Consider the following 21174-nt stretch of genomic DNA (forward strand, 5'->3'; position numbering starts at 1 on the left):
ATGAAAGCCATTAGCCAGCACACTTTCCGCTACCTGCTCCGTCCTGGAGCAGGGTGGGCGTTGCTGGCTTGTGTCTTCGTGTTGACTTCGCTCGGCCTGATCATGTTGACCAGCGCCGGGCAGTCCTACAACCAGTCGATTGACGCCGACCCGTTTTACCTGTTTCGCAAGCAGGGGATGTGGCTGGGTATTGCATTGTTCGCGGGTATCTTCACCTCGCTGATCAACCTGGAGTGGCTGGGCAAGATGAGCCACTACATCCTGGGTGTCGTGTTGATCCTACTCGGTGTCGTGCTGGTGCCGCAGATCGGGGTAGAGGTCAATGGTGCGCGCCGCTGGCTGGACCTCGGGCTGATGCGCTTGCAGGTGTCTGACTTGGCGAAGATCGCCCTCATCATTTGGCTGGCGCAGTATTACGGTTCGCGCCAGCGCAAGGTGACGCATTGGTTTCATGGCTTCATTGCGCCGGGCATGGTGGTTGGCTTGATTTGCGGCATGATCTTTTTGGAGCCCGACTTCGGGACGGCTGCGCTTTGCGGCGCAGTTGGCTTCTGGGTGATGTTCCTTGCCGGCGTGCGTCTGTGGTTCCTGCTCCCCTCGGCATTGATGGGGGTGGCTGGTTTCAGCGTGGCCGTTTACATGGACCCCGTCCGTATGCGTCGGATCACGTCCTTCCTCGATGTGGAGGCGAACAAAGCCGACAGCGGTTATCAGCTTTGGCAGGGCATCCTGGCTTTTGGCGCTGGCGGTGTGCCCGGCGTTGGCTTGGGGCAAGGGCGCCAACAGTTGTTCTTTTTGCCCGAAGCGCACACGGACTTCATCTTCCCGGTCATTGGTGAGGAACTCGGGCTGACCGCCACGGCCGCCGTGGTGCTTCTCTTCGCCACGATCTTTGGTGTCGGGGTAATTGCGCTGCGCCGTGCGCCGAACTTGTTTCATTTCCTGCTCGCCACCGGTGCCTTGCTTTTCCTGACGCTGCAAGCGCTGATCAACATGGGCGTGGTCACCGGCCTGCTACCGACCAAGGGCATGTCGCTGCCGTTCATCAGCTACGGCGGCACGAACCTGGTGACGATGTTTGTCCTGATCGGATTGATCTTTAACTGCTTTGCGAATTGGTCCGCTAAACCCCTGTTGAAGCCGCGCGAACTATGAGTAATTTTGTCATTTCCTGCGGAGGAACGGGCGGCCACTTGGCGCCGGGCATCGCCATTGCCGAAGCCTTGATGGAGAAGGGGCACCACTGCCGACTGATCATCAGCAACAAGGATGTCGATTCCCGCCTGGTTAAAAATTATCCGCAACTGCAATACGCGCGCTCGCCGGGTGTGGGCTTCGCGTGGAGCCCGGCCAAGTTTGTAAAATTCAACATCGAGCAAGTGCGCGGCCTGTTGTTTACGATCAACTTGATGCGCGAGTTTAAGGCCGACGCCGTGATTGGCTTTGGCGGCTTTCTGACGGTGGGCGCGGTGTTCGCGGCGTTCTTTACCGGTGTGCCCGTGATGCTGCATGAGGCCAACCGTCGTGCCGGTCGCGCGATTCGCATGCTGGCCGGTTTTGCGCGCCGGATATATCTACCGCCGGGCGTGACGATCAAGGGCCTGCCGCGCAAGATGATCCACCACTGCGGCTACCCGATTCGTAAGGAAATCCACCGCATGCCGCAGGACGAAGCTCGTGCGAAGCTGGGTCTCGATGTCACGGGTAAGCTACTGCTGGTCATGGGAGGCAGCCAGGGAGCGACGGCACTGAATAAGTGGGTCTCGCGTAATTTTGAGGCACTGGCCAAGGAGAGTATCAGCGTGTATTGCGTCAGCGGTTTGAACAAAATGTCGGTCGATGTGATCGAGCGAAAGTCTGCTGACGGACAAACCGTGCGCGCGGTTTTCACCCCGTTTGTGGATGACATGGCGGCTGCTTTGAGCGCGGCTGACCTCGTGGTCGCACGTGCTGGCGCAGGCAGTATCGCTGAGTTTGCGCGCTGCCGTTTGCCATCCATCCTGGTGCCGTTTCCGCACTCGGCGGATGATCACCAACTGGCCAACGCACAGTTCCTGGAGCAACAGGGCGGTGCGGTGGTCATCGAGGAAAAAGAAATGGACCGTCTCTTGGGCGAGGTGACCGATACGATTTTTAACGACTGGTTGATTAAGCGCTTTCGCGAAAATTTGGAGCGCCTCGACCGGGCCAATCCCGTGGATAACATTGTCAAAGACATGGCGAGCATCGCCTTGACGACGCATGATTAAGATGATGCCAGAGCCGACTACTTCCTCCCTGCCGGACGCCGTGTTTATGCTTGGCGTGGGTGGCATGGGCATGGCACCGCTGGCCATCTATTTGGCCGAAGCCGGTGTCGCGGTCACGGGTTGGGACGACGGTTTGCGCCCCGAGGTGGCGACGTTGTTGCAGCGCCACGGTGTGCAGCTTAGCGACGAACTCCCCGAGTCCCCCAAGCTGGTTGCGCGGTCCAGCGCTATTGGCGAGACGCACGAGCTTTACCTGGAAGCCAAGCAACGCGGTGCCCGTGTGCTGCGTCGTGGCGAACTGCTGGCGGAAATCGTTGCGGGCAAGAAACTGCTCGCGGTGGTGGGCAGCCATGGCAAATCCACGACGACGGGCATGCTTATTCACCTGCTGAACCAAGCCGGCTATGACTGTGGATATTTGCTGGGAGCACTGTTTCGTGATGACAGCTCGCCCGCGCATTTTTCTGCCTTGAGCGACTGGGTGATCGCCGAAGTCGACGAGAGCGATGGCACCGTAGAGGGTTTCTCACCGGAGATCACGGTGGCGGTAAACTTCGATTGGGACCATGCGGACCTTTACCCGAAGGAGTCTGATTTACGCGCCGCCTTCAGCCGGTTGTTCAGCCGGACAAAGAGCAGTGTGATCATCCCGGAAGACTGTTTCGTGCTCAACGAAATTGCCCCCGAGAACAAGGCGCTTCGCTGCCACGCCGCGGCGGGTTTCAATGCGTCGAACACGGCCTTGGCGCTGGCAGCTGCGCGAGAGCTTGGGGCCGAGGTAACGCTCGGGATGCTAAAGGGCTTTGCCGGCATTCGCCGCCGCCAGGATGTGATGTATCAGGCAGGCGAGGTAACGCTGGTGGCCGACTACGCGCACCACCCGACGGAGATCACCGCCCTGCTGCAACATGCGCGCAGTGAATGGCCGGGTCGGCAAATCGTCGTTTTTCAGCCGCATCGTTTCACGCGCACGCGCCAGTTTGCGGCGGAGTTTGCCAAGTCCCTGGAGATTGCCGATGAGGTCTTTCTGCTGCCGGTTTATGCCGCGAGCGAATCGCCTCTACGCGATGGTGCCAGCGAGGCCATTGTCGAAAAGGCCGGGCAGGATTGGCCCGTGCTTGATGCTCAGCAAATGTGCCGCGCAGTGGAAAACGCCATGGGTGACGAGCGACCGGTTACGGTGATGTTTGTCGGCGCTGGGGATATCGACCATCTGGCGCATCGTTTTGCGGCGGATTGGCGAACCACCGAGTCGTGGCGTAACGGGCTTTCCCCGAACACCGTGCTTAAACTCGGTGAGCCGCTGGCGAACAAAACCACGTTACGCGTGGGCGGCCCTGCGCGCTTTTATGCGGAGCCCGTCGATGCGGAAGACTTGGCGCAGCTCATTAACTTTGCGCGGCAAAGTAAGTTGCCATGGTTTGTTTTGGGCCGCGGCTCAAACTTGATCGTGGCCGACGCTGGCTTTGATGGATTGGTGATTAGCCTGAAGAGCGACCACTTCCGTGAGTTTAAACCATTTGATGATGGCCGAATCGAAGTCGGCGCAGGCCTGGCGTTGAAGCGTCTCTGCGGCTTGGCTGCGAAAGAGGGGCTGGGTGGTTTTGAGTTTCTCGAAGGCATTCCCGGGACCGTGGGCGGCGCATTGCGGATGAACGCCGGTGCGATGGGCGGCTGGATGTTCGACGTCGTCGAAAGCGTGACTTACATGACTGCCGACGGCGAGATCCGCGAGCGGTCGTGTGACGAGTTTCATGTGGAATACCGCTGCTGCCATGAACTGCGCGATGGCATGGCCTTGAGCGCTGTTCTTAAAGTCGGTGCCCAAGTCGAGGGTGATGATATTCGCCAGCAGATGGATGCATACGCCGGTAAGCGCAAGGAGTCGCAACCGCGTGAACCCAGTGCGGGCTGTATCTTTAAAAACCCGGCTAACGACCACGCGGGCAAACTGATTGATGAGCTTGGCCTGAAGGGTAAGCGCATCGGTGGGGCGGAGGTGTCCACCGTGCACGGTAATTTTATCATTAACCGCGAGCAGGCGAAAGCCTCCGATGTGCTGGCATTGATTCGTGAAATCCGCGCAGTCATCAAGCGAGAACGCGGCATCGATCTGGAGCCGGAGGCGCTGCTGGTTGGCCAACGTTGGGAGGATGTCCTATGAGCGAGCGTGCGCATGTAACGGTCCTTTGCGGTGGTGCTTCGCCGGAGGCCAAAGTGTCGCGGGTGACGGGGCCATCGGTCGCGGAGGCGTTGAAGCAGTTTTACGATGTGGAGCTGATTGATTTGGCCGATGATTCTTTGCCCGCTTTGGACGCGGCAAAGACTGTGGTCTTCCCGGCGATGCATGGGCCTTTCGGTGAGGACGGGCAACTGCAGATGCTGCTTGATCAGGCAGGCGTGTCTTACGCCGGTTGCGATGCTGCATCCAGTGCGCTCTGCATGAACAAGGTCAACACCAAGAATGCGGTGACAGACAGCGGCTTTGCCCTGGCCAAGGACTTTACCTTTGCAGCGCAAAGTAAACCGTCGGCCGAAGCCATCATTGCTAAGCTAGGTGAGGGCGTGGTGATTAAGCCGCTGGACAGTGGCAGCAGCGTGGGTGTCCATATCGCTCATGGTCGTTACGAGTTGAACGCCGTATTGGAGCGCGTTAAGGCTGGCGACTGGATGGCGGAGCAGCTCATCGCCGGGCGCGAGATGACCATTGGCCTGCTCGATGGCGGCGCGATGGGCATCGTCGAAATTCGCCCGAAAGACGGCATTTACGACTACGAACACAAATACACCACGGGCGCCACAGAGTATCTTTTTCCGGCGCCTATGGATGAAACTTTGTCTTGCAAAGTAAGGTCTTTTGCAGAGAATGCTTTTGCATCCTGCAACTGCCGGGACTTCGCTCGATTGGATTTTATACTAACTCACGACGACCAACCATTCTTCTTGGAGATTAACACCATCCCCGGCATGACGCCCACCAGCCTCCTGCCTAAAAGCGCAAGTTGCGTTGGGCTGGGATTTCAGCCTCTGGTGAGAAGAATGATGGAACCCGCAATCGCACGCGCGGCGAAGCACCGCGCTGCTTCCTGATCATGGCCAAGAAAAAGAAAACCAAGTCCAACACGCCAAGCACCTGGCGGAACATTCAGCAATCCTTTACCGGACGCGCGGTGACGCCGCATGCCCGCAAGCGACGCTGGATGCTCAACCTCAAGCTCTTGGGCGGGGTTGTGGGCTTGGCCTTGGCTGGTTGTGCGCTGTGGGCCGGTGTTCGGTATTTACAAAGTGATTCCTTTGCACGGTTAATGGCGGGCGGCTCAGACCCCGTGCGCAATGTTTATCTGGAGAGCGATGGCGTGCTCGACGAGCAGTGGCTCAATGCGCGTATCGACCTGCCGGAAAACATTGAGCTGATGGCGATCGATATCGACTCCATGCAGCGCGAACTCAATAGCGATGGTCAGGTGCGCTCGGTGTTGGTGGAGCGTGTATTTCCCGACGCACTGCGCATTCGCATCTCGGAGCGTCAGCCGGTTTTACGTGTTGTGGTGCAGGATGCCACGGGACGGAAATACCTGCGGCTGATTTCGAAGGAAGGCATTGTTTACCCGGGGAAGCGTTACCCGGCTGAGGTGGTTCGTAACCTACCCTATGCCGCGGGGGTCACTCTGCGTCGCAAAGTAACGGGCGATTATTTCCCGGTTGAGGGGGTTCCCGAAGTGTCGGCTTTCCTCTCACACGCGCGCTCGCTAATGCCCGAGCGTGTCCAAAATTGGGAAAGCGTTTCGCTGGCCAAGTTTGATCCGTCGGGTAAGGCTCACAGCTCCTGCCTGGAGGTGGTGACGGCCGAGGGCTATACCATTGTTTTTTCGCCACATGAGCTGGACGAACAATTCGCGCGGCTCAATGCCATCCTGTCTCAGATGGAGTCGCAGCGACAGCGCGTTGACCGCATCGACCTGTCGATGGAGGACGCCGTTGTTAAAGTCGCAGACTCGACCAGCCGGGGCCCAGTTCGTTTTCGATAATTCCTTTACCTCAATGCTAACCGAACGACCGCACCATGAGCCAAAGTAGAATAATCGGAGCCGTCGACATCGGCGCCGCTTCCGTCACCGTCTTAGTTGGCGATATCGTCAACGGGCGTAGCCTGAACATTATTGGCAAGCAGGACGCGACCTCCGAGGGCGTCAAGAAGGGGGAGATTGTCGACTTTAAGGCAGTCAGCAACGCCGTGCACGCCGCCATCATGGGCGCGGAAAAAAGTGCGGGCGCACAGATTGAGGCCATCTACCTTTCGCAGACGGGTAGCCACCTCGAAGGTTTTTATAACAGCGCCGCGGTCAATGTCAGCTCCAGTGAGAACCGCGTCAGTGAGGCCGACATCGCCCGCGCGATGAACGAAGCCAAGGCCAAGAAACTTTCCGACGACCGTCTTTATATTCACCACATTCGCAGCCACTTCATGCTCGATGGCCGCCCGACGCATGAGCCCCTCGGCATGGAAGGCGAGAAGCTAGAGGTCGGCTATTGGTCGATCCACGGCGACGAGCGCAAGGTGCGTGACCACATCCACGTGATCAACGGCTTTGGCCTGAACGTGGAGGACATTATCCTGTCGAGCATCGCTTCGGGCACCGTGATTGCATCCGACGAAGAGAAGCGTGCGGGTGTGATGGTCATCGACATGGGCGCAGGGGTGACCGACTGGGCAATTTACCAAAATGGAATCGTGGCCCGGACTGGCGTGCTCCCCGTGGGCAGCGACCACATTACGAACGACCTCGCCCTCGGCCTGCGCGTGAACCGCAAGTATGCCGAAAAGCTGAAGCAGGGCTTCGGCAAGGCGGTGCTTGAAAACGACGACAAGCAGGAGAAGGTCTGGATGGTGGGCGACCAAATGATCGGCGACCGCCGCATTCCCAAGCAGGCGTTGATCCAGATTATCCGCGAGCGTGTCGAAGAAATCTTTGAACTGATCCACAAGCAAGCGGGCGAACTTTGCGGTGCAAAGTATCTGCCGGCCGGTGTGCTGCTGACTGGCGGTGGTTCCCACCTGGAGCAGATCGATGTGGCGGCGGAGAAGATCCTCGGCGTCACCACGCGCCAGGGCGAACTGCCTTCCTGGGTGCATGACAACCTGCAGCGTCAGGAATACAGCACGGGCCTGGGCCTGCTGCACTTCGCGCTTTCCGGCCAGTCGCTGGACGACTCTGCAATGCAGAGGAAACAACGCGGCCTGCTGCGCCGGGTCACTCAACTTTTTGCCCACTAAAGGAGATACGATCATGAGCGAACATACCGGAAAATCATTTCGCAGTGACCTGAACTCCGAAGGCGTACGGGTAAAGATCATTGGTGTCGGCGGTGCCGGCGTCAACGCAGTGGACCGCATCCAAATGACGCCGCACGAGAGCATTCATCTGGCGGCGGTCAACACCGACGCGCAGGCGCTGGAGGGCTCGCCCATCGGCGAAAAGCTGCTTATCGGTAAGTCCGTAACGCGCGGTTTAAGCACGGGCGGCGATGTCGAAATCGGCCAAACGGCGGCGGAGAAGGACGAGAACAAACTCCGCCAAATGGTCGATGGGCAGGACCTGATTTTTATTGTCGCCGGATTGGGCGGTGGCACCGGCAGTGGCGCGGGCCCGGTAGTGGCCAAGCTTGCCTCGGAGCAGGGCGCGCTGGTGATCGCATTTGTCACGCAGCCGTTTACCTTTGAAGGGGCGCGCCATCACGAGGTGGCCGAGAATGCCTTGGTGGCTATGCGCGCGCATTGCGATGCCGTGATCCCGCTACCCAATGATTTGCTGCTGCAGCAGATGGACGAAAGCGCGACGGTGCTCGATGCTTTTGCGCAGGCGGATGCCTGGATCAGCCGCGGCATTCAATCGATCTGCGCGATGCTGACGCAGACCGGCCTGATCAACTTGGACTTCGCCATGCTGCGCAAGGTGTTCCAGGGCCGTTGCGGCAAGACCTTGTTTGGCCTTGGTCGTGGCGAGGGTGACGACTTTATGGCCGAGGCGTTGAATGACCTCGCGCTGTGCCCGCTGCTGCACACGCCGGGCTTTGCCAAGCGCGCCGACAGCCTGCTGGTGAATATCATCGGTGGCACAGATTTAGGCATCGCTCACGTGAACCAGATCATGACGGCGATTTCGGACAAGTTTGGTAGCAAAGAGCAGATCGTGCTGGGTGCCGTGGTGGACGAGAGTTGCCAGAACTCGGTGGAGATCTGTGTCATCGGCACGACGCACATTGGCGGCTACCGACCGGAGCGCAAGGTGCGCCGCGTCGCGCCGCGCGTGGACATTGCCCCCGAGCCCAAACCAGCTGCCCGGCAGACGGCGGACGACGAACTTTTCTCCACGGTCGACGCGAAGTCGAAGATGCCAGTTCACGAGAGTAAGCTCGGCAAAAAACGGCAGCCCGAAATGGAGCTTGATCAGGAGGAGTTCATGTTTGTCGCCGAGGATGAGCAGCGCGGATTCTTTGAGAATACCGAACGTAATATCTTCGACGGGGAAGACTTGGACGTGCCCACCTACTTGCGACGCGGCGTGCGCATTACTCTGTAGTGCAAAGCATTTGGCCAGGAGTGGGGCAAAAGATTATGCTTTCAAGCCTGAGCGGACTTCGGCAATAGTGGCGGGTTTATGTTGCACGTCCGGAATGTTTCTTTGGCCTTTGGTGGACCCTCGCTGGTGGATGGCGCTTCGTTTGAGGTGCGTCCGGGCGAGCGCGTGTGTTTGGTCGGCCGCAATGGCGCGGGCAAGTCGTCGCTGTTAAAAGTCTTGGGCGGTCGCATTGCGCCAGATGGTGGCGAGGTTTACACACCGCCCGGCGTCAAGGTGGCGATGCTCGAGCAGGAAGCACCCATGGATATCACCGGTCGTGTTTACGATGTGGTCGACCAGGCGTTGGAGTCTGCATCGCTCGAAGCCTGGGAGCGCGAGGCGCGGGTGGACCGACTGCTGCGCGACATGGAGCTGGATGGCGATGTGGCGTTCGAATCGATGTCGGCTGGCATGAAGCGTCGTGTGCTGCTGGCGCGCTGTCTCGTGATCGAGCCCGGCGTGCTCCTGCTGGACGAGCCAACGAACCACCTGGACGTGGATGCCATTGCGTGGATGGAAGAGTTTCTGCCGAAGTTTCGCGGCGCGCTGCTTTTCATCACGCACGACCGTGCATTTTTGCAAAGCCTGGCTACACGGATTCTCGACTTGGAGCGTGGCGTGTTGATCAGTTGGGACTGTGATTACCAGACCTACCTTCAGCGCAAGGAGGCGTGGCTGCAAGCCGAGGCACGGCAACAAGCCGAGTTCGATAAAAAATTGGCTAAGGAAGAAGTCTGGATTCGCCGTGGCATCGAGGCGCGCCGCACTCGCAACGAGGGCCGCGTGCGTGCGCTCTTGAAAATGCGCGACGAGCACCGTGGGCGCCGTGAGCGGCAGGGCTCGGTAAACCTCGGCATGGAGGAGGCTGATCGCTCCGGGCTAAAAGTTATTTCCACCGAAGGCGCGACCTTTGGCTACGGCGATCGCACGATCATTCGCGATTTTACCACGCTGATTCGGCGGGGGGACAAGGTGGGCATCGTCGGCGGCAACGGCGCGGGCAAGTCGACGTTGGTCAAGCTGCTGCTGGGCAAACATGCGCCGCAAAGCGGTTGGGTAAAGCACGGTACCAACCTGGAGATCGCGTATTTCGATCAACACCGCGAAGCGCTCGATCCGGAGATGAAAGTTGTCGACGCCATTGCGGGCGGCCTCGATACGATCACGATTAATGGCCAGCGCCGTCACGTGATGGGTTACTTGGGCGATTTCCTTTTTTCGCCGGACCGCGCGCGTGGGCCGGTGAAGGTGCTTTCTGGTGGTGAGAAGAATCGCCTGCTGTTGGCGCGACTTTTTACCAAGCCGTTCAACCTGTTGGTGATGGACGAGCCGACGAACGACCTGGATTTGGAAACGCTGGAGCTGCTCGAAGAGCGCCTGCTCGAATACAATGGCACGCTGCTGTTGGTCAGCCACGACCGCGCGTTTTTGGATAACGTCGTCACCGAACTCTTCGTGCTCAAAGGTGACGGCGAGGTGGTGCAAATGGTCGGTGGCTACAGCGACTACCGCGTGCTGATGAAAAAGGAAAAGACAGCGGCGACGGAGAAATCCAAAGCGCAAGCGACGCCGAAGGGCAAGACGCCAAAGCCGCGCAAATTCCTCAATCGCGAGCGCTGGGAGTGGGAAGCATTACCTGGCGAAATCGAAGCACTGGAGACCGAGCAGTCGCAGCTCGCTGAACAGCTGGGCGATGCCGCCACCTATCAAGACCCGGATAAGTTGGCCAAGACACAGGCTCGGTTAGAAGAGATTGAAAACCTGCTGCTCGAAAAATACGAACGCTGGGAAGAGCTTGATACACTGAAGGCGGAGTTGGAGGGGTAGTATTCTGGAGGGCAACACTCCGTTGTTGCCACTACTTGGAACATTCAGCGTTAACTGGCGAGTGGTGGCAACGACGGAGCGTTGCCCTCCGGCGAGTGAAGCCGATTTCGCACTGCTATTCCGAGCCGCTGGGGAGGCGTGCAAGGCGTTCTTTGTCCGACAGGCCGTGGATGGCGCGTAGCTTGGCAGACATGGCTGCGACGAGGTCGGGGCGTTCGCCGTAGAGGTTGCGGCTTTCGCTGATATCAGCGGAAAGGTCGTAGAGCTCGCCGGGGAAATCGTGGTGCGTGTAGCCGCGTTCGGCTTTGAACCAGTCAGGCTCCGGGCTGTCGGTGTCTTGGCCGGTGGGTGCGTCGATGTAGACCCAGTTGTCCTGACGTATCGCGAATTGGCCGTCCTGACTGTGGTGGACCAAGTGGTCGCGCACGGCGACATCTTTACCTTCGAGCAGTGGCAAATTACTGACGCTGTCTTCGGCGGCACCAGGGGGCAGGGGAGTGCCGGTGATCGCGGCACAGGTTGCCATGAAATCGCCGAGTGAGGCATATTGCGTGCAAGTTTCGCCACTGGGTGTAACGCCGGGCCAGCGTGCGATGAAGGGCACGCGGTGTCCGCCCTCCCAGTTATCTCGCTTCACGCCGCGCAGCTCGCCCATGCTGTAGTGCCGGTGGTTGCGAATGCGCTCGTAGGCACCGCCATCGGCCCCCTTGAGACACTCCGGTCCATTGTCACTGGTGAAGACGAGCAGCGTGTCATCGGCGATACCTTTGCGTTGCAAAGCTTCCATGATTTCGCCGACGACCCAATCGACTTCGACCACGAAATCGCCGTATAGGCCCGCGCTGCTTTTGCCAATGAACTCGTCGTTGGGCACGATCGGAGTGTGCGGCGAAGTAAGCGCGAAGTAGAGGAACAGCGGTTGGTCGGCGACGTTTTCAATCTCCTCCTTGGCCTTGTCGACGAGTTTGGGAACAACGGCTTTTAAGTCCCAACCGGGTGCCTGTAATCCGGTGTAACCGGCGACATGCCCGGGCCGCTGCTCGGTCGGCTGGATCAGCAGGCGGTCCTGCTCAAACCAGGTGAAGGGTGGAAAGTTTGGCACGTCGATGCCGAAGTGGTAATCGAACCCACAGTCGATGGGGCCACCCCGATAGGGTGCCTTGAAGTCGATCCGTTCGTTGTGCGCGCAGCGTTCGGGTATGGACATCACGCCGGGCGTAAAATCATTAGCCGTCGATGTGCCGTCTTTCTTGGTCCAGTCCAGGCCGAGGTGCCACTTGCCGATGCAGCTCGTGCGGTAGCCCTGGTCGCGTAAGTAGCTGGCAACGGTGGGGCGGTCGGGCTCGATGAGCGGGCCGTCCCATGGCCAGAGCACGCTGCTTTTCAGGTGGGTGCGCCAGCAGTAGCGCCCGGTAAGGATGGAGTAGCGGCTCGGCGTACACACGGCAGAGGTCGCATGCATGTCGCTAAAGCGCAGTCCTTCGCCGCAAAGGCGGTCGATGTTGGGCGTGGGGATTTTCGAGTCCGGATTGTTGCAGGGGAGGTCGCCGTATCCCAAATCATCGGTGAGGATATAGACAATGTGCGGCTTGCGGGGCATGACCACATTGCAATCACATAACGCGAAAGGTTAAAGCCAATTCTGAAGCGAAGTTTCAAGCCCCGGACAAGGTGCTGGACAATTATTAATAACTTAAGGATAACATGGATGTGATAGAAACAGATGATGCGAATTGGGGACGCGCTTGCTACTGCCCTGTTGATGGCTTTGCGATGGCGCGGAGTGGGCGCGCGGAATCGCCATACTTTATTTGTCAGAAGTGCCAAGGGGTTTGGGCACCAGGAGCATCCGTGCGGCAATTCTTCCGAGAGGCCAGCTTAAAGCAATTCATCCAAAAGGATGCGGAAGCCTGCCATTGCCGGAATTGTGCCAGTTGTCAGCAGCGGCTCTCGGTGATTCTCTATAAAGGCGTGGAGCTGGATTACTGCCTAGGCTGCGGCGGCATCTGGTTCGATGTCGGTGAATTGACGAAGCTGAGGCAATACCTCAATACGAGTGCCATGGAGAATCGTCAGATGAAAAGAAAAGGACGCTGGGGAGACGCGGTAGGCGACTCACTGATTAGCTTGGATTTTCTGGAAGTTTTGCTCGTTTTTTTCGATTGGTAGCTGAATTACCGCCGCCGTCTCCACGCGACGATTCCCAGCATCGCCAGCGCGGCGATGGCCGCGAAATGCCCGGGCTCGGGGACGGCCATGACGCCGGTAGTGGTCTCGATCCAGTCGATGAAAGGTTGTAGATTGATCGCTCCGGAAAGATCGCCGTAGTCGGAGTTGAAGCTGCCGTCGGTGACGCCGCGAAAGCTGTTGATGCCGATCAGGTAATCGAAATCGCCGATTTGGGTGAAGACGCCGCCGCCGCTGTCAAAGGGGGTCAGCTGGCCCTCCAGGGCAGTGGGAAATGGGTCGGACTTTTCGTTAAAATTTTCGCTGCCATCAGGGCGGTCGAAGTCGGCCACGAAGGCATCGGCGGTTACGCCTATCTCGTCGCCCGTGTATTCGATCATGTTGGTGAATCCGCGCAGGGCATATGTCGCGCCTTGAGCGCCAGTAAGGCCGTCGCCGCCCTGCCCGTAGCCAACCCAGCTACCTTCGCGGCCCAGGACGCCATCGGGCGAGCTGAACTCCCACAACTGTGCCGGGTTGATGTCGCCAATGGCCGTTTCCAGTCGCACCAAGGCAAGGTCATAAGCGTGGTTCGAAGAATACGACTGATAGTCTGGGTGGACAATGATTTCGCTGCTGCCAACGACATGGTCGCCGATGGTAAACGTCATGCTGTTGCTGAAGTCGGCCACGTGTCCAGCGGTTAGCACCCACTGGCTACTGATCAGGACACCGCTGCCGCTGAAGGCCCCGTTGAGCTTGCCGACCGACGGGAAATTCGCGGCGTAGTTCACGTAATCCGCGTCGCTGATGCCTGGCGCGTCTTCCGTTGCGATACGGGTAGAGGCTTGGGCGCTGATGGCGAGCGACAAACTTGCGACTAATGGCCAGTAGGATTTCATGGGATGGAGCATGGCAGTTGTTTTTATTATGACAACTACAGCATTGTTAAAATTCCCCGTTAATTTAAACCGCGAAGTGAGCCTCGACATTTTGCTGCCAGGAGAGCTCGGCGACGCGGGCTTTGCCAGCCTGGGTCATCTCTTCGCGCAGTTGCGGAGACTCGATTAGCTGGGCAAAGGCGTTGGTCAGCGCGGCCTCGTCTCCGGGCTTGATCACGAAGCCCGACTGGCCGTGGCGCACGGCTTCGGCGACGCCGCCGGTATCGTGTGCGATGACGGGGAGCCCACAGGCGGCAGCTTCCAGATAGACCAAGCCGAAGCCCTCAATGCTGATGCCGCTCTGGATGCTGGTCATCGCAAAAATGTCGGCATCGGCATAGATTTGCGGCAACTCGTCGTCATCGACTTCGCCCACGAACTCCACCGGGATGCCCGACTCGGCTGCGGTTTGCTTGAGGCTTTCCGCGTAGTCGCGGCCGCCTTTTACGATGGGGCCGACGATGTGATACTCCACCTGCGAGCGGAGATTTTCCGGCAGTCGGGCGAGGGCCTCCATCACGTAGTGCTGTCCCTTGCGCGGGTGGATGCGGCCCACGGTCAGCACGCGCACGCGGCTGTAAAGGTGGTCGCGCTTGCGCAGGGGCGGGTTGGCGAAATCATGGCGTAGCGCGCCCGGGACGATGCGGATTTTCTGCGGGTCGGTCGCGGGAAATTTCTCCAGCAGCAAGCGTTGATTATACTCGGATACGACGCCAATGCGGTCGGTTTTGGCGAGGAGTCTTTTAAAGAGAAACCGGCGGTGCGGGCTTTGGCTGTAGCGTAAAATCTCGGTGCCGTGGAGTGTTAGCGCAAGCGCCTTGGGGCGGGGTAGGCCGAGCAGCGGCGCGTACATCATGGTGAAAATCGGGCCGGGCTCAGGCAGGTAGAGCAGACTGCGCTCGACCTCCGCGTGATGGGTGCGAAGCATGGTGGCGGTGGCGTGACGACAGGACCAGCCGAGGCTGCCGATATTGGCAATCGGCTTGAGCGGAAACGGGGTCCGCCGGTCGAGCATACCTTCGCGGTTCGAGGCCCAGACGTTGACCTCGTATCCGGCCTGCTGGGCGGCCAGCGCCATCTCCTCAGCATACGTGGCGATACCCCCGCGCTTCGGATAGAATTCGTGGGTGATCAGAATGATTGGCGTAGCAGTAGAAGGCGACATCACGATTGACCAAGCGCGAAAGTTTGGGAACATGAGCGGTTTATGCAACCCTTGTCGCAGCGATATCGCACCGCTTTGGTCACGGGAGCCAGTTCGGGTTTGGGCCGCGCCTTTGCCGAAATGCTCCTGGCCGAAGGCGTGGAGGTGTGGGCGACCAGTCGCGACGCCCAGCGCTTGCCCATGCACGACCAACTGCACCCGCTGGCGCTTGATCTGGCTGATGGCCGCAGCATGGAGGCCTTTATGCGCGGCATGCATCCGCTGTTTCCGGAGATCGATATCCTCGTGAACAACGCGGGCAACGGCGTTTTTGGCGCGTTTGAGGAGATCGCCCCCAACGACATCGGCGAGCAACTGCGCGTGCTATTGCATGGGCCGATCGCGCTTTGCCATCAAGTTTATCCGCACATGATGGCGCGCGGTGGCGGTGCGATTGTCAACGTGGCCTCGCTGGCAAGGGATTTCCCGCTACCGTATTTCAGCCTCTACAATGCGGCCAAGGCCGGTCTTTCGAACTTTACCCGCAGCCTGCAAACCGAGTGCGTCGACAGCGGCGTGACCGTGATTGACTTCCAACCTGGCGACTTTAAGACGGCGTTCAATGCCTCCTCCAAACGGGCCGAGGACTTCAGCAACGAACGCGTTGCGCAAGCTTGGGCGAGCCACGAAAAACACCTCAACGCCGGGCCCGATCCGAAGAAGGCTGCGCTGGATCTGCGCGCCGCACTGCAGCGTGAGAAGAGCGGCGTCGTCCGCACGGGGGACTTTTTTCAGGCCGCGATTGCACCGTTTCTCACGCGCTTTAGCTCGTGGAACCTGACCGAGCGCGTCATGCGTGCCTACTACAAGCTGTGAAGATCGCAATCGTCCAGGACTGGCTGCGCACGGGCGGGACAGAGAAGCACACCGTGCATCTGGCTAACCGCTTTGCCGCTGCGGGCCACGACGCCGTGGTGGTGACGTGCCGGCCGCGTGGGGCCTTGGCGAAAAACCTGAATGCGCGCCACATTTCGCTGCAGCCCATCGACACGCATTGCAACATCTGGACGCCGGGGCTGACGACTACTCTACGCGCCGAAGCACCCGAGATCATTTTGCTCATGGGCAAGGTGGCCAATTGCCGCGGTTTGCGTATTAAAGAGCGCGTGCCGGAGTCGGTCATCATTGGCACGCTTCGCACGGGTAACGCGATCCCGCATCACTACGAGCGCAGTTTGTGCCTGGACGACGCCGTGGTGTGCAACTCCAACTGGACCGCCGAGCGCGCCAAGAAAATCGGCGTGGCGCACGACCGCGTGCTCGTCGCCCCCAACGCAGTGGGCCGCAAATGGGACTGGGAGCAACATGATCAACTCCGCGCCAAAATCCGCGCGGAGGAGGGCGTGGGCGGGGCCCCCGTATTGGTGAAAGTGGCGGCCTTTCGTCCGGGCAAAGGTCAGATGGAGCTGATCCATGCGCTGGCAAATTTTCGCCCGGGCTCAGACTGGCGTCTCTGGTTGGCGGGGGATGGCGTGACGCGCCGCGAATGCGAGGCAGCGTGCCGTAACTTTGGCTTGGCCAATAAGGTGAAATTCTGGGGCAACGTGGCCGATCCATACCCGCTTTTGGCGGGCGCAGATGTGGCGGTGTTCGCCTCGCAGGCGGAGTCTCAGCCCAATGCGCTGGTCGAGGCGCAGTGGTGCGGGTTGCCTGTGGTTGCCTACTGCACCGGGGGCGTGCGCGAGTGTTTCATCCCCGGCGAGAGCGGCTATGCCGTGCCTTTAAATGACGCCAGTGCATTTCGCGAAAAGCTGGGTGCTCTGCTGGATGACACGCCTCTATTGGAGCAGATGAGTGAGCGCGGACGAGCCTTTGCCGTGAAGAAATTTCAATCTGGCGACAATGCCGCGTGCTACCTGGATTTGTTTGAGCGCCTGCTGAAAAAGCGCCGCACTGCGATCTAGGCTTTTGTTGGCCAGCTACAATCTCCGGTATTGGCCTCATTTCTGTTTGCCAAAGATGCACGCATGCTGTCATGCTTATGGGGTCAGTGTATCACCTTGCATTGGCGATTTTTAAACTACTGCATCGATGAACAAGGACATCCAAATCTTTGCCTGCCTGTGCATCGGCAACGGCGTGCTCGATGTTAAATCCTGCCAGAAACTGAAGAAGTTGCTCGATGACGATGTCGAGCTGCTGGAGTTCGCGCAGGCCATTCTGGACCACGAAATCTTTGACGATTTCGACGCGATGCAGGAAATGCTCGATCAGGCTGTGGAAATGTCTGAGCAGGGGGACGAGCCGCCGTTTGACCCCTTCATGGAGCTCAAAAAGAAGAAGGGCGGCTCGCGGCCAAGTGTTGTGCTAAAGCCGGAGATGTCCGAGCTGGAGCCGGAGCCCGAATCGGAGCCCAAGAAGCCGTCTATCAGCTTGCGTAAACAGCCGGAACCCGAGCCCGAGCCAGAGCCAGTGGCGGATGAGCCTGAAATCTCCGACTTGGCCTCGGCGGTCAGCGCGATCTGGCAAGCCACTGGTGAGAAACCGCCGGAAAACGCCGTGGCGGGCGTCGACATGTCCAAAGTCGAGGCCGATCCCAGCTTTTCATCGGAAAATGCCAAGAAAGCGCTCTTCGCACTGGGCGAGCATGCCGACCAGATGCAGGAGTTCCGCAAGATGGCGGAGGAGATTTTTGCCCAGATGAGCAAGCCGGTGGAGGAGCGCACCAAGCCGCGCGAGGCTGTGGTGAAGACTCAGGGCGCGAAACCGGTTTGGCCGGACCCGGGCCGCCTCGATCCGAACAATGCCAGCCAGATGCGCCAGGCGCTGATCGGGCTGCTGCTCCAAGCCTCGGAATACGGCGCGAGTGATGTCCACATTTCGGCGGATAGCCGGTTGTTTATCCGTCGCAGCCGCAACGTGGAATACATCTCGGAGTCCATCGTGTCGCGGGAGCTTTCCAAGGCGATTAATACTAGCGTGCTTAGCGACGAGCAGCGGGAGTTTTTTGACCACGAGAAGGATTACGACTTTGCCATGCCGTTCGACTCCGGCCCGCGCTTTCGCGTGAACCTGATGGAGCACAAGGATGGCGTGGCGGGCACGTATCGCATTGTGCCGGCGCGAATTCCCGACCTGGCCGACCTCGGTTTCGATCCGCAGGGGCAGGAGACGATTACGAAGCTGCTTGCTTATCACAACGGCTTGATCCTCGTCACCGGGCCCGTCGGAGCGGGCAAGACGACCACGCTTTCCTCGTTGGTGGACATCCTTAACGCCACGCGTCAAGACCACATCATTACGGTCGAAGAGCCGATCGAGGTCATCCAAAAATCCAAGGAGTGCCAGATCACGCAACGCGGCGTTGGCCCGCATACACAGACTTTCAAGAGTGCGCTCAAGGGGGCCTTGCGCCAGGACCCGGACATCATCGTGATCGGCGAAATGCGCGACCTGGAAACCATCGAAATGGCGATCAGTGCCTCGGAAACCGGTCACCTCGTGATCGGCACGATGCACACCAGTGACGCCTCCACGACGCTCAATCGTCTGCTCGATGTGTTTCCGCCCGCCCAGCAGCCGCAGATTCGCGCGATGGTGGCCGAGAGTCTGCGCGGTATCTTGTGTCAGCGTCTGCTACCGGCCAAGGACGGCAACGTTGCCCTTTGCTACGAGCTTTTGCTCAAAAACACCGCCGTGTCCGCGCTGATTCGCGAAGGCAAATCCGAGGGCTTGAGCAACATTATCGAGACCGGCAAACGCGATGGCATGGTCCTGATGGACAACTCCATCATGGGCCTGTGGGAAGCGGGCCGTATTGACGACGCAACTGCGATTGCCAACCTCCGCAGCGACCCGCTAAAGTTGCGCATTCGCAATGGCGGAGCAAGTGCTGGCGCTCAGGCTTCGTTCGTTTCTTCTCAGTCGCCGGAACCACCCAAGAAGAAGGGTCTCTTCGGACGTTAACCGCCATGATACTCGCCACGATACCCGTCATCCGCGTCAAAGACGCACCAACCGCCGAGGCCTTCTACTGCGGTAAACTGGGCTTCACGAAGCAGTGGGAATTTATTCCCGGCGACAAGCCGAACCCCGCTTACCTGGGGCTGCAGCGTGACAATCGCTGGGTGTATGTTTCCTCGTTTACGGGAGATGGTATTGTCGGCAGCGTGGTGAACTTCGTCGTGGATAACGTCGACGCGCTTTACGAAGAGTTTAAAGAGCACAATGTCGCCTTTGCCCTGGAACCGTTCGATCAATCCTGGGGCAACCGCGAGATGTATCTCGACGACCCTGACGGCAACAAACTCCGCTTCATTCAGGAGTCGTAACTTCCACCCCTCCACACTTCTAAACTTTAAAAGATGGCTGAAATCGACGCACTGCTCTCCGGAATGCTGGATAACGACGGATCGGACCTCCACCTCACCGTGGGTTCGCCGCCGAAGATTCGGGCCTCGGGGGCCATCGTGCCGCTGACGGACGAGGTCATCACGGCCAAGAAAATGGCGACGCTCCTCAGCCAGATCACCAATGAGACGCGCTGGAATCATTATCTGGAAACGCGTGACCTCGACCTGGCCTACGAAATCAAGGGCCTGGCGCGTTTTCGTGGCAGCTATTTTTATAATCACTGGGGGCAGGCGGCCGTCTTTCGCCAGATTCCGGCCGAGATTTTATCCTTCGATACGCTGAAGCTGCCCGAGGTGCTGCGCGAGGTCTGCGCGTATAAAGAGGGGCTCGTTTTTGTGACCGGGCCGACCGGTTCGGGTAAGTCGACCACGCTTGCGGCGATGATCGACTACATCAACGACAACTACCAGAAGCACATCATCACGATCGAAGACCCGGTCGAGTTCGTGCACCCGAATAAAAAGAGCGTCATCGTGCACCGGGAAGTCGGCGAGCACAGCCACTCGTTTGCCAATGCGCTGCGCGGTGCTATGCGCGCCGACCCGGACATCATTCTCGTGGGCGAAATGCGTGAGCTGGAGACAATCAAGCTCGCGCTCGGCTGCGCCTCGATGGGCATGCTCGTCTTTGGCACGCTGCACACCAACAACGCCCCCAAGACCGTCGACCGCATCATCGACGCGTTCCCGGCGGAAGAGCAGGGCCAAATCCGCATCATGCTTTCGGGCTGCCTCTCGTGCGTGGTCTCGCAGCTACTCTGCAAAAAGGTGCCCAAAGGGCGCGTGGCGGTACACGAAATTTTGCTCAAGCACGACGCCTTGCCCAACACTATCCGCAGCGGCAAGACCAGCGCGATTCGCGGCATCATTGAGAGCAGCATGGCTTCCGGCATGCGCATGATGGACTTCTCCATCAAGCAACAGCTCGACGCCGGCAACATTACCGGCAACGAAGCCTACATGAAGGCCGCCGACAAGGAAGCCTTCAAGCAATACCTCACCTAGCCAATCGCGCTATTGTCAATCGCAGTTGGCAGCCCTACAAAGGCAATCCATCCGAGACGGAGACTTCTTCGACGTGGCCATCGAAGAACAGCGCCAGGCGGACATTTCCGTAAATGGGTGCTTCGGGGGTGCTGCTGGACCAACTGCCAACGCGCGGGTGCTTTTGATCGACGTCCATCATGGCCCAGGTTGCGGCGGGGTCGATAATGCGTGAGGTGGTCACCGGGATCGTTTCGCTCTCGTTTTCCGTTAAATTTGGATGCACGCCCCAGGGGTTGATGATTTCATTAGTATTCGGGTTTTCGGCCTTGTCGTTCAGAATAAAGGTGCGTGGCTCGGTGACACCGGCAGCGAGCATTTCTTCCAGCGGGTAGGCAGGCGGGATCATCGACTCGACACGGGTGGGAGGCGTCGGGCTATCCGTCACATCCAGATAGGGAGACAGAAAATAGGCCAGTCGGCCGTCTTCCTCGCCGCGGTCGGGCTCATAAAAGGGGACCTGTCCCGGCCACAGCGGGCCTGGGTAGGCACCCAGGTTATCCTGAGTATACATGCTGATGCCGGCACCGATATTACGCATGTTGTTGACGCCGTTAGACTTCTGCGCGGAGTTGCGAACGGCCCCCACGGCGGGGATCAGGATAGCGGCGAGAATACCGATGATGGCGACGACGACGAGCAGCTCCACCAAGGTAAATGCGGAGCGGTAGTGGTATTTTGGAAGCATATTCATAGTGTAGTGCTTTTCCTATCACTTCGCAATCCGCGAAAGTGTGTTTATGGAGAAGGAATTTCGTTGCCTCAGGCGGG

General features: G+C 59.1%; 18 protein-coding genes. 14 read left to right on the forward strand and 4 right to left on the reverse strand.

Annotated elements, in window-relative coordinates; genetic code table 11:
* From ftsW to O3S85_RS12790, 8 genes are all read left to right on the forward strand, one after another.
* Complete coding sequence (gene ftsW / locus O3S85_RS12755) at nucleotides 1-1155, forward strand: putative lipid II flippase FtsW (RefSeq protein ID WP_269540790.1); 1155 nt, start codon at nucleotides 1-3, stop codon at nucleotides 1153-1155.
* A complete protein-coding gene (locus tag O3S85_RS12760) occupies nucleotides 1152-2249 on the forward strand; it encodes a UDP-N-acetylglucosamine--N-acetylmuramyl-(pentapeptide) pyrophosphoryl-undecaprenol N-acetylglucosamine transferase (RefSeq protein WP_269540793.1) in 1098 nt (365 codons plus the stop codon). Before ftsW ends, O3S85_RS12760 begins: the two co-directional genes overlap by 4 nt.
* Nucleotides 2242-4413, forward strand: coding sequence for a UDP-N-acetylmuramate dehydrogenase (gene murB / locus O3S85_RS12765; RefSeq protein WP_269540795.1), 2172 nt, complete (start codon nucleotides 2242-2244; stop codon nucleotides 4411-4413). The genes O3S85_RS12760 and murB overlap by 8 nt, the downstream gene beginning before the upstream one ends.
* Complete coding sequence (locus O3S85_RS12770; protein WP_269540797.1) at nucleotides 4410-5339, forward strand: D-alanine--D-alanine ligase family protein; 930 nt, start codon at nucleotides 4410-4412, stop codon at nucleotides 5337-5339. Before murB ends, O3S85_RS12770 begins: the two co-directional genes overlap by 4 nt.
* Nucleotides 5340-5341: 2 nt before the next feature.
* Nucleotides 5342-6277 carry a cell division protein FtsQ/DivIB gene (locus tag O3S85_RS12775; protein WP_269540799.1) on the forward strand — a complete coding sequence of 312 codons (936 nt, stop codon included), beginning with the start codon at nucleotides 5342-5344 and terminating at the stop codon, nucleotides 6275-6277.
* 35 nt (nucleotides 6278-6312) lie between these two features.
* On the forward strand, nucleotides 6313-7524 hold the full coding sequence (ftsA, locus tag O3S85_RS12780; RefSeq protein ID WP_269540800.1) for a cell division protein FtsA: 1212 nt from the start codon (nucleotides 6313-6315) through the stop codon (nucleotides 7522-7524).
* 13 nt (nucleotides 7525-7537) lie between these two features.
* Nucleotides 7538-8830, forward strand: coding sequence for a cell division protein FtsZ (gene ftsZ, locus O3S85_RS12785; protein ID WP_269540803.1), 1293 nt, complete (start codon nucleotides 7538-7540; stop codon nucleotides 8828-8830).
* A 78-nt stretch (nucleotides 8831-8908) separates the two neighbouring features.
* The gene (locus O3S85_RS12790) at nucleotides 8909-10696 is read left to right on the forward strand and encodes an ATP-binding cassette domain-containing protein (RefSeq protein ID WP_269540805.1); all 1788 of its coding nucleotides are present in this window, start codon (nucleotides 8909-8911) and stop codon (nucleotides 10694-10696) included.
* A gap of 115 nt (nucleotides 10697-10811) precedes the next feature.
* Here the strand turns inward: O3S85_RS12790 and O3S85_RS12795 are convergent, their stop codons facing one another.
* Entirely contained in the window at nucleotides 10812-12296 is a 1485-nt protein-coding gene (locus O3S85_RS12795) for a sulfatase family protein (protein ID WP_269540807.1), read from the reverse strand.
* A 104-nt stretch (nucleotides 12297-12400) separates the two neighbouring features.
* Between O3S85_RS12795 and O3S85_RS12800 the strand changes: the two genes are divergently transcribed.
* On the forward strand, nucleotides 12401-12865 hold the full coding sequence (locus tag O3S85_RS12800) for a TFIIB-type zinc ribbon-containing protein (RefSeq protein WP_269540809.1): 465 nt from the start codon (nucleotides 12401-12403) through the stop codon (nucleotides 12863-12865).
* A 5-nt stretch (nucleotides 12866-12870) separates the two neighbouring features.
* Here the strand turns inward: O3S85_RS12800 and O3S85_RS12805 are convergent, their stop codons facing one another.
* Both O3S85_RS12805 and O3S85_RS12810 read right to left on the reverse strand, forming a co-directional pair.
* Nucleotides 12871-13764, reverse strand: a complete 894-nt coding sequence (locus tag O3S85_RS12805) for a trypsin-like serine protease (protein ID WP_269540811.1) — start codon at nucleotides 13762-13764, stop codon at nucleotides 12871-12873.
* Between the two features lie 64 nt (nucleotides 13765-13828).
* Nucleotides 13829-15001: a glycosyltransferase family 4 protein gene (locus O3S85_RS12810; RefSeq protein ID WP_269540812.1), complete on the reverse strand. Its 1173-nt coding sequence runs from the start codon at nucleotides 14999-15001 to the stop codon at nucleotides 13829-13831.
* A gap of 9 nt (nucleotides 15002-15010) precedes the next feature.
* Between O3S85_RS12810 and O3S85_RS12815 the strand changes: the two genes are divergently transcribed.
* The 5 genes from O3S85_RS12815 to O3S85_RS12835 all read left to right on the forward strand — a co-directional run bounded on the left by O3S85_RS12815 (nucleotide 15011) and on the right by O3S85_RS12835 (nucleotide 20364).
* On the forward strand, nucleotides 15011-15823 hold the full coding sequence (locus O3S85_RS12815) for an SDR family NAD(P)-dependent oxidoreductase (protein WP_269540814.1): 813 nt from the start codon (nucleotides 15011-15013) through the stop codon (nucleotides 15821-15823).
* Entirely contained in the window at nucleotides 15820-16911 is a 1092-nt protein-coding gene (locus O3S85_RS12820; RefSeq protein ID WP_269540815.1) for a glycosyltransferase, read from the forward strand. The genes O3S85_RS12815 and O3S85_RS12820 overlap by 4 nt, the downstream gene beginning before the upstream one ends.
* 127 nt (nucleotides 16912-17038) lie before the next feature.
* Entirely contained in the window at nucleotides 17039-18913 is a 1875-nt protein-coding gene (locus O3S85_RS12825) for a type IV pilus twitching motility protein PilT (protein ID WP_269540816.1), read from the forward strand.
* 5 nt (nucleotides 18914-18918) lie between these two features.
* Entirely contained in the window at nucleotides 18919-19278 is a 360-nt protein-coding gene (locus tag O3S85_RS12830; RefSeq protein ID WP_269540818.1) for a glyoxalase superfamily protein, read from the forward strand.
* A 33-nt stretch (nucleotides 19279-19311) separates the two neighbouring features.
* Complete coding sequence (locus O3S85_RS12835) at nucleotides 19312-20364, forward strand: type IV pilus twitching motility protein PilT (protein ID WP_269540819.1); 1053 nt, start codon at nucleotides 19312-19314, stop codon at nucleotides 20362-20364.
* 34 nt (nucleotides 20365-20398) lie between these two features.
* On the opposite strand, the gene O3S85_RS12840 is transcribed toward O3S85_RS12835, so the two are convergent.
* A complete protein-coding gene (locus O3S85_RS12840) occupies nucleotides 20399-21097 on the reverse strand; it encodes a type II secretion system protein (RefSeq protein ID WP_269540820.1) in 699 nt (232 codons plus the stop codon).
* Nucleotides 21098-21174: the final 77 nt, after the last annotated feature.

It is taken from the genome of Cerasicoccus sp. TK19100 (assembly GCF_027257155.1).
In the GTDB taxonomy this organism is placed as follows: domain Bacteria; phylum Verrucomicrobiota; class Verrucomicrobiia; order Opitutales; family Cerasicoccaceae; genus Cerasicoccus; species Cerasicoccus fimbriatus.

What these genes read in the sequence shown, in the direction of transcription:
- O3S85_RS12775 (WP_269540799.1), top strand. Translation starts at nt 5,342, where the DNA reads ATGGCCAAGAAAAAGAAAACCAAGTCCAACACGCCAAGCACCTGGCGG.
- O3S85_RS12830 (WP_269540818.1), top strand. Translation starts at nt 18,919, where the DNA reads ATGATACTCGCCACGATACCCGTCATCCGCGTCAAAGACGCACCAACC.
- O3S85_RS12810 (WP_269540812.1), bottom strand. Translation starts at nt 15,001, where the DNA reads ATGTTCCCAAACTTTCGCGCTTGGTCAATCGTGATGTCGCCTTCTACT.
- O3S85_RS12835 (WP_269540819.1), top strand. Translation starts at nt 19,312, where the DNA reads ATGGCTGAAATCGACGCACTGCTCTCCGGAATGCTGGATAACGACGGA.
- ftsA (WP_269540800.1), top strand. Translation starts at nt 6,313, where the DNA reads ATGAGCCAAAGTAGAATAATCGGAGCCGTCGACATCGGCGCCGCTTCC.
- O3S85_RS12800 (WP_269540809.1), top strand. Translation starts at nt 12,401, where the DNA reads ATGGATGTGATAGAAACAGATGATGCGAATTGGGGACGCGCTTGCTAC.
- murB (WP_269540795.1), top strand. Translation starts at nt 2,242, where the DNA reads ATGATTAAGATGATGCCAGAGCCGACTACTTCCTCCCTGCCGGACGCC.
- ftsZ (WP_269540803.1), top strand. Translation starts at nt 7,538, where the DNA reads ATGAGCGAACATACCGGAAAATCATTTCGCAGTGACCTGAACTCCGAA.
- O3S85_RS12790 (WP_269540805.1), top strand. Translation starts at nt 8,909, where the DNA reads ATGTTGCACGTCCGGAATGTTTCTTTGGCCTTTGGTGGACCCTCGCTG.
- O3S85_RS12840 (WP_269540820.1), bottom strand. Translation starts at nt 21,097, where the DNA reads ATGAATATGCTTCCAAAATACCACTACCGCTCCGCATTTACCTTGGTG.
- O3S85_RS12815 (WP_269540814.1), top strand. Translation starts at nt 15,011, where the DNA reads ATGCAACCCTTGTCGCAGCGATATCGCACCGCTTTGGTCACGGGAGCC.
- O3S85_RS12770 (WP_269540797.1), top strand. Translation starts at nt 4,410, where the DNA reads ATGAGCGAGCGTGCGCATGTAACGGTCCTTTGCGGTGGTGCTTCGCCG.
- O3S85_RS12805 (WP_269540811.1), bottom strand. Translation starts at nt 13,764, where the DNA reads ATGAAATCCTACTGGCCATTAGTCGCAAGTTTGTCGCTCGCCATCAGC.
- O3S85_RS12825 (WP_269540816.1), top strand. Translation starts at nt 17,039, where the DNA reads ATGAACAAGGACATCCAAATCTTTGCCTGCCTGTGCATCGGCAACGGC.
- O3S85_RS12795 (WP_269540807.1), bottom strand. Translation starts at nt 12,296, where the DNA reads ATGCCCCGCAAGCCGCACATTGTCTATATCCTCACCGATGATTTGGGA.
- ftsW (WP_269540790.1), top strand. Translation starts at nt 1, where the DNA reads ATGAAAGCCATTAGCCAGCACACTTTCCGCTACCTGCTCCGTCCTGGA.
- O3S85_RS12760 (WP_269540793.1), top strand. Translation starts at nt 1,152, where the DNA reads ATGAGTAATTTTGTCATTTCCTGCGGAGGAACGGGCGGCCACTTGGCG.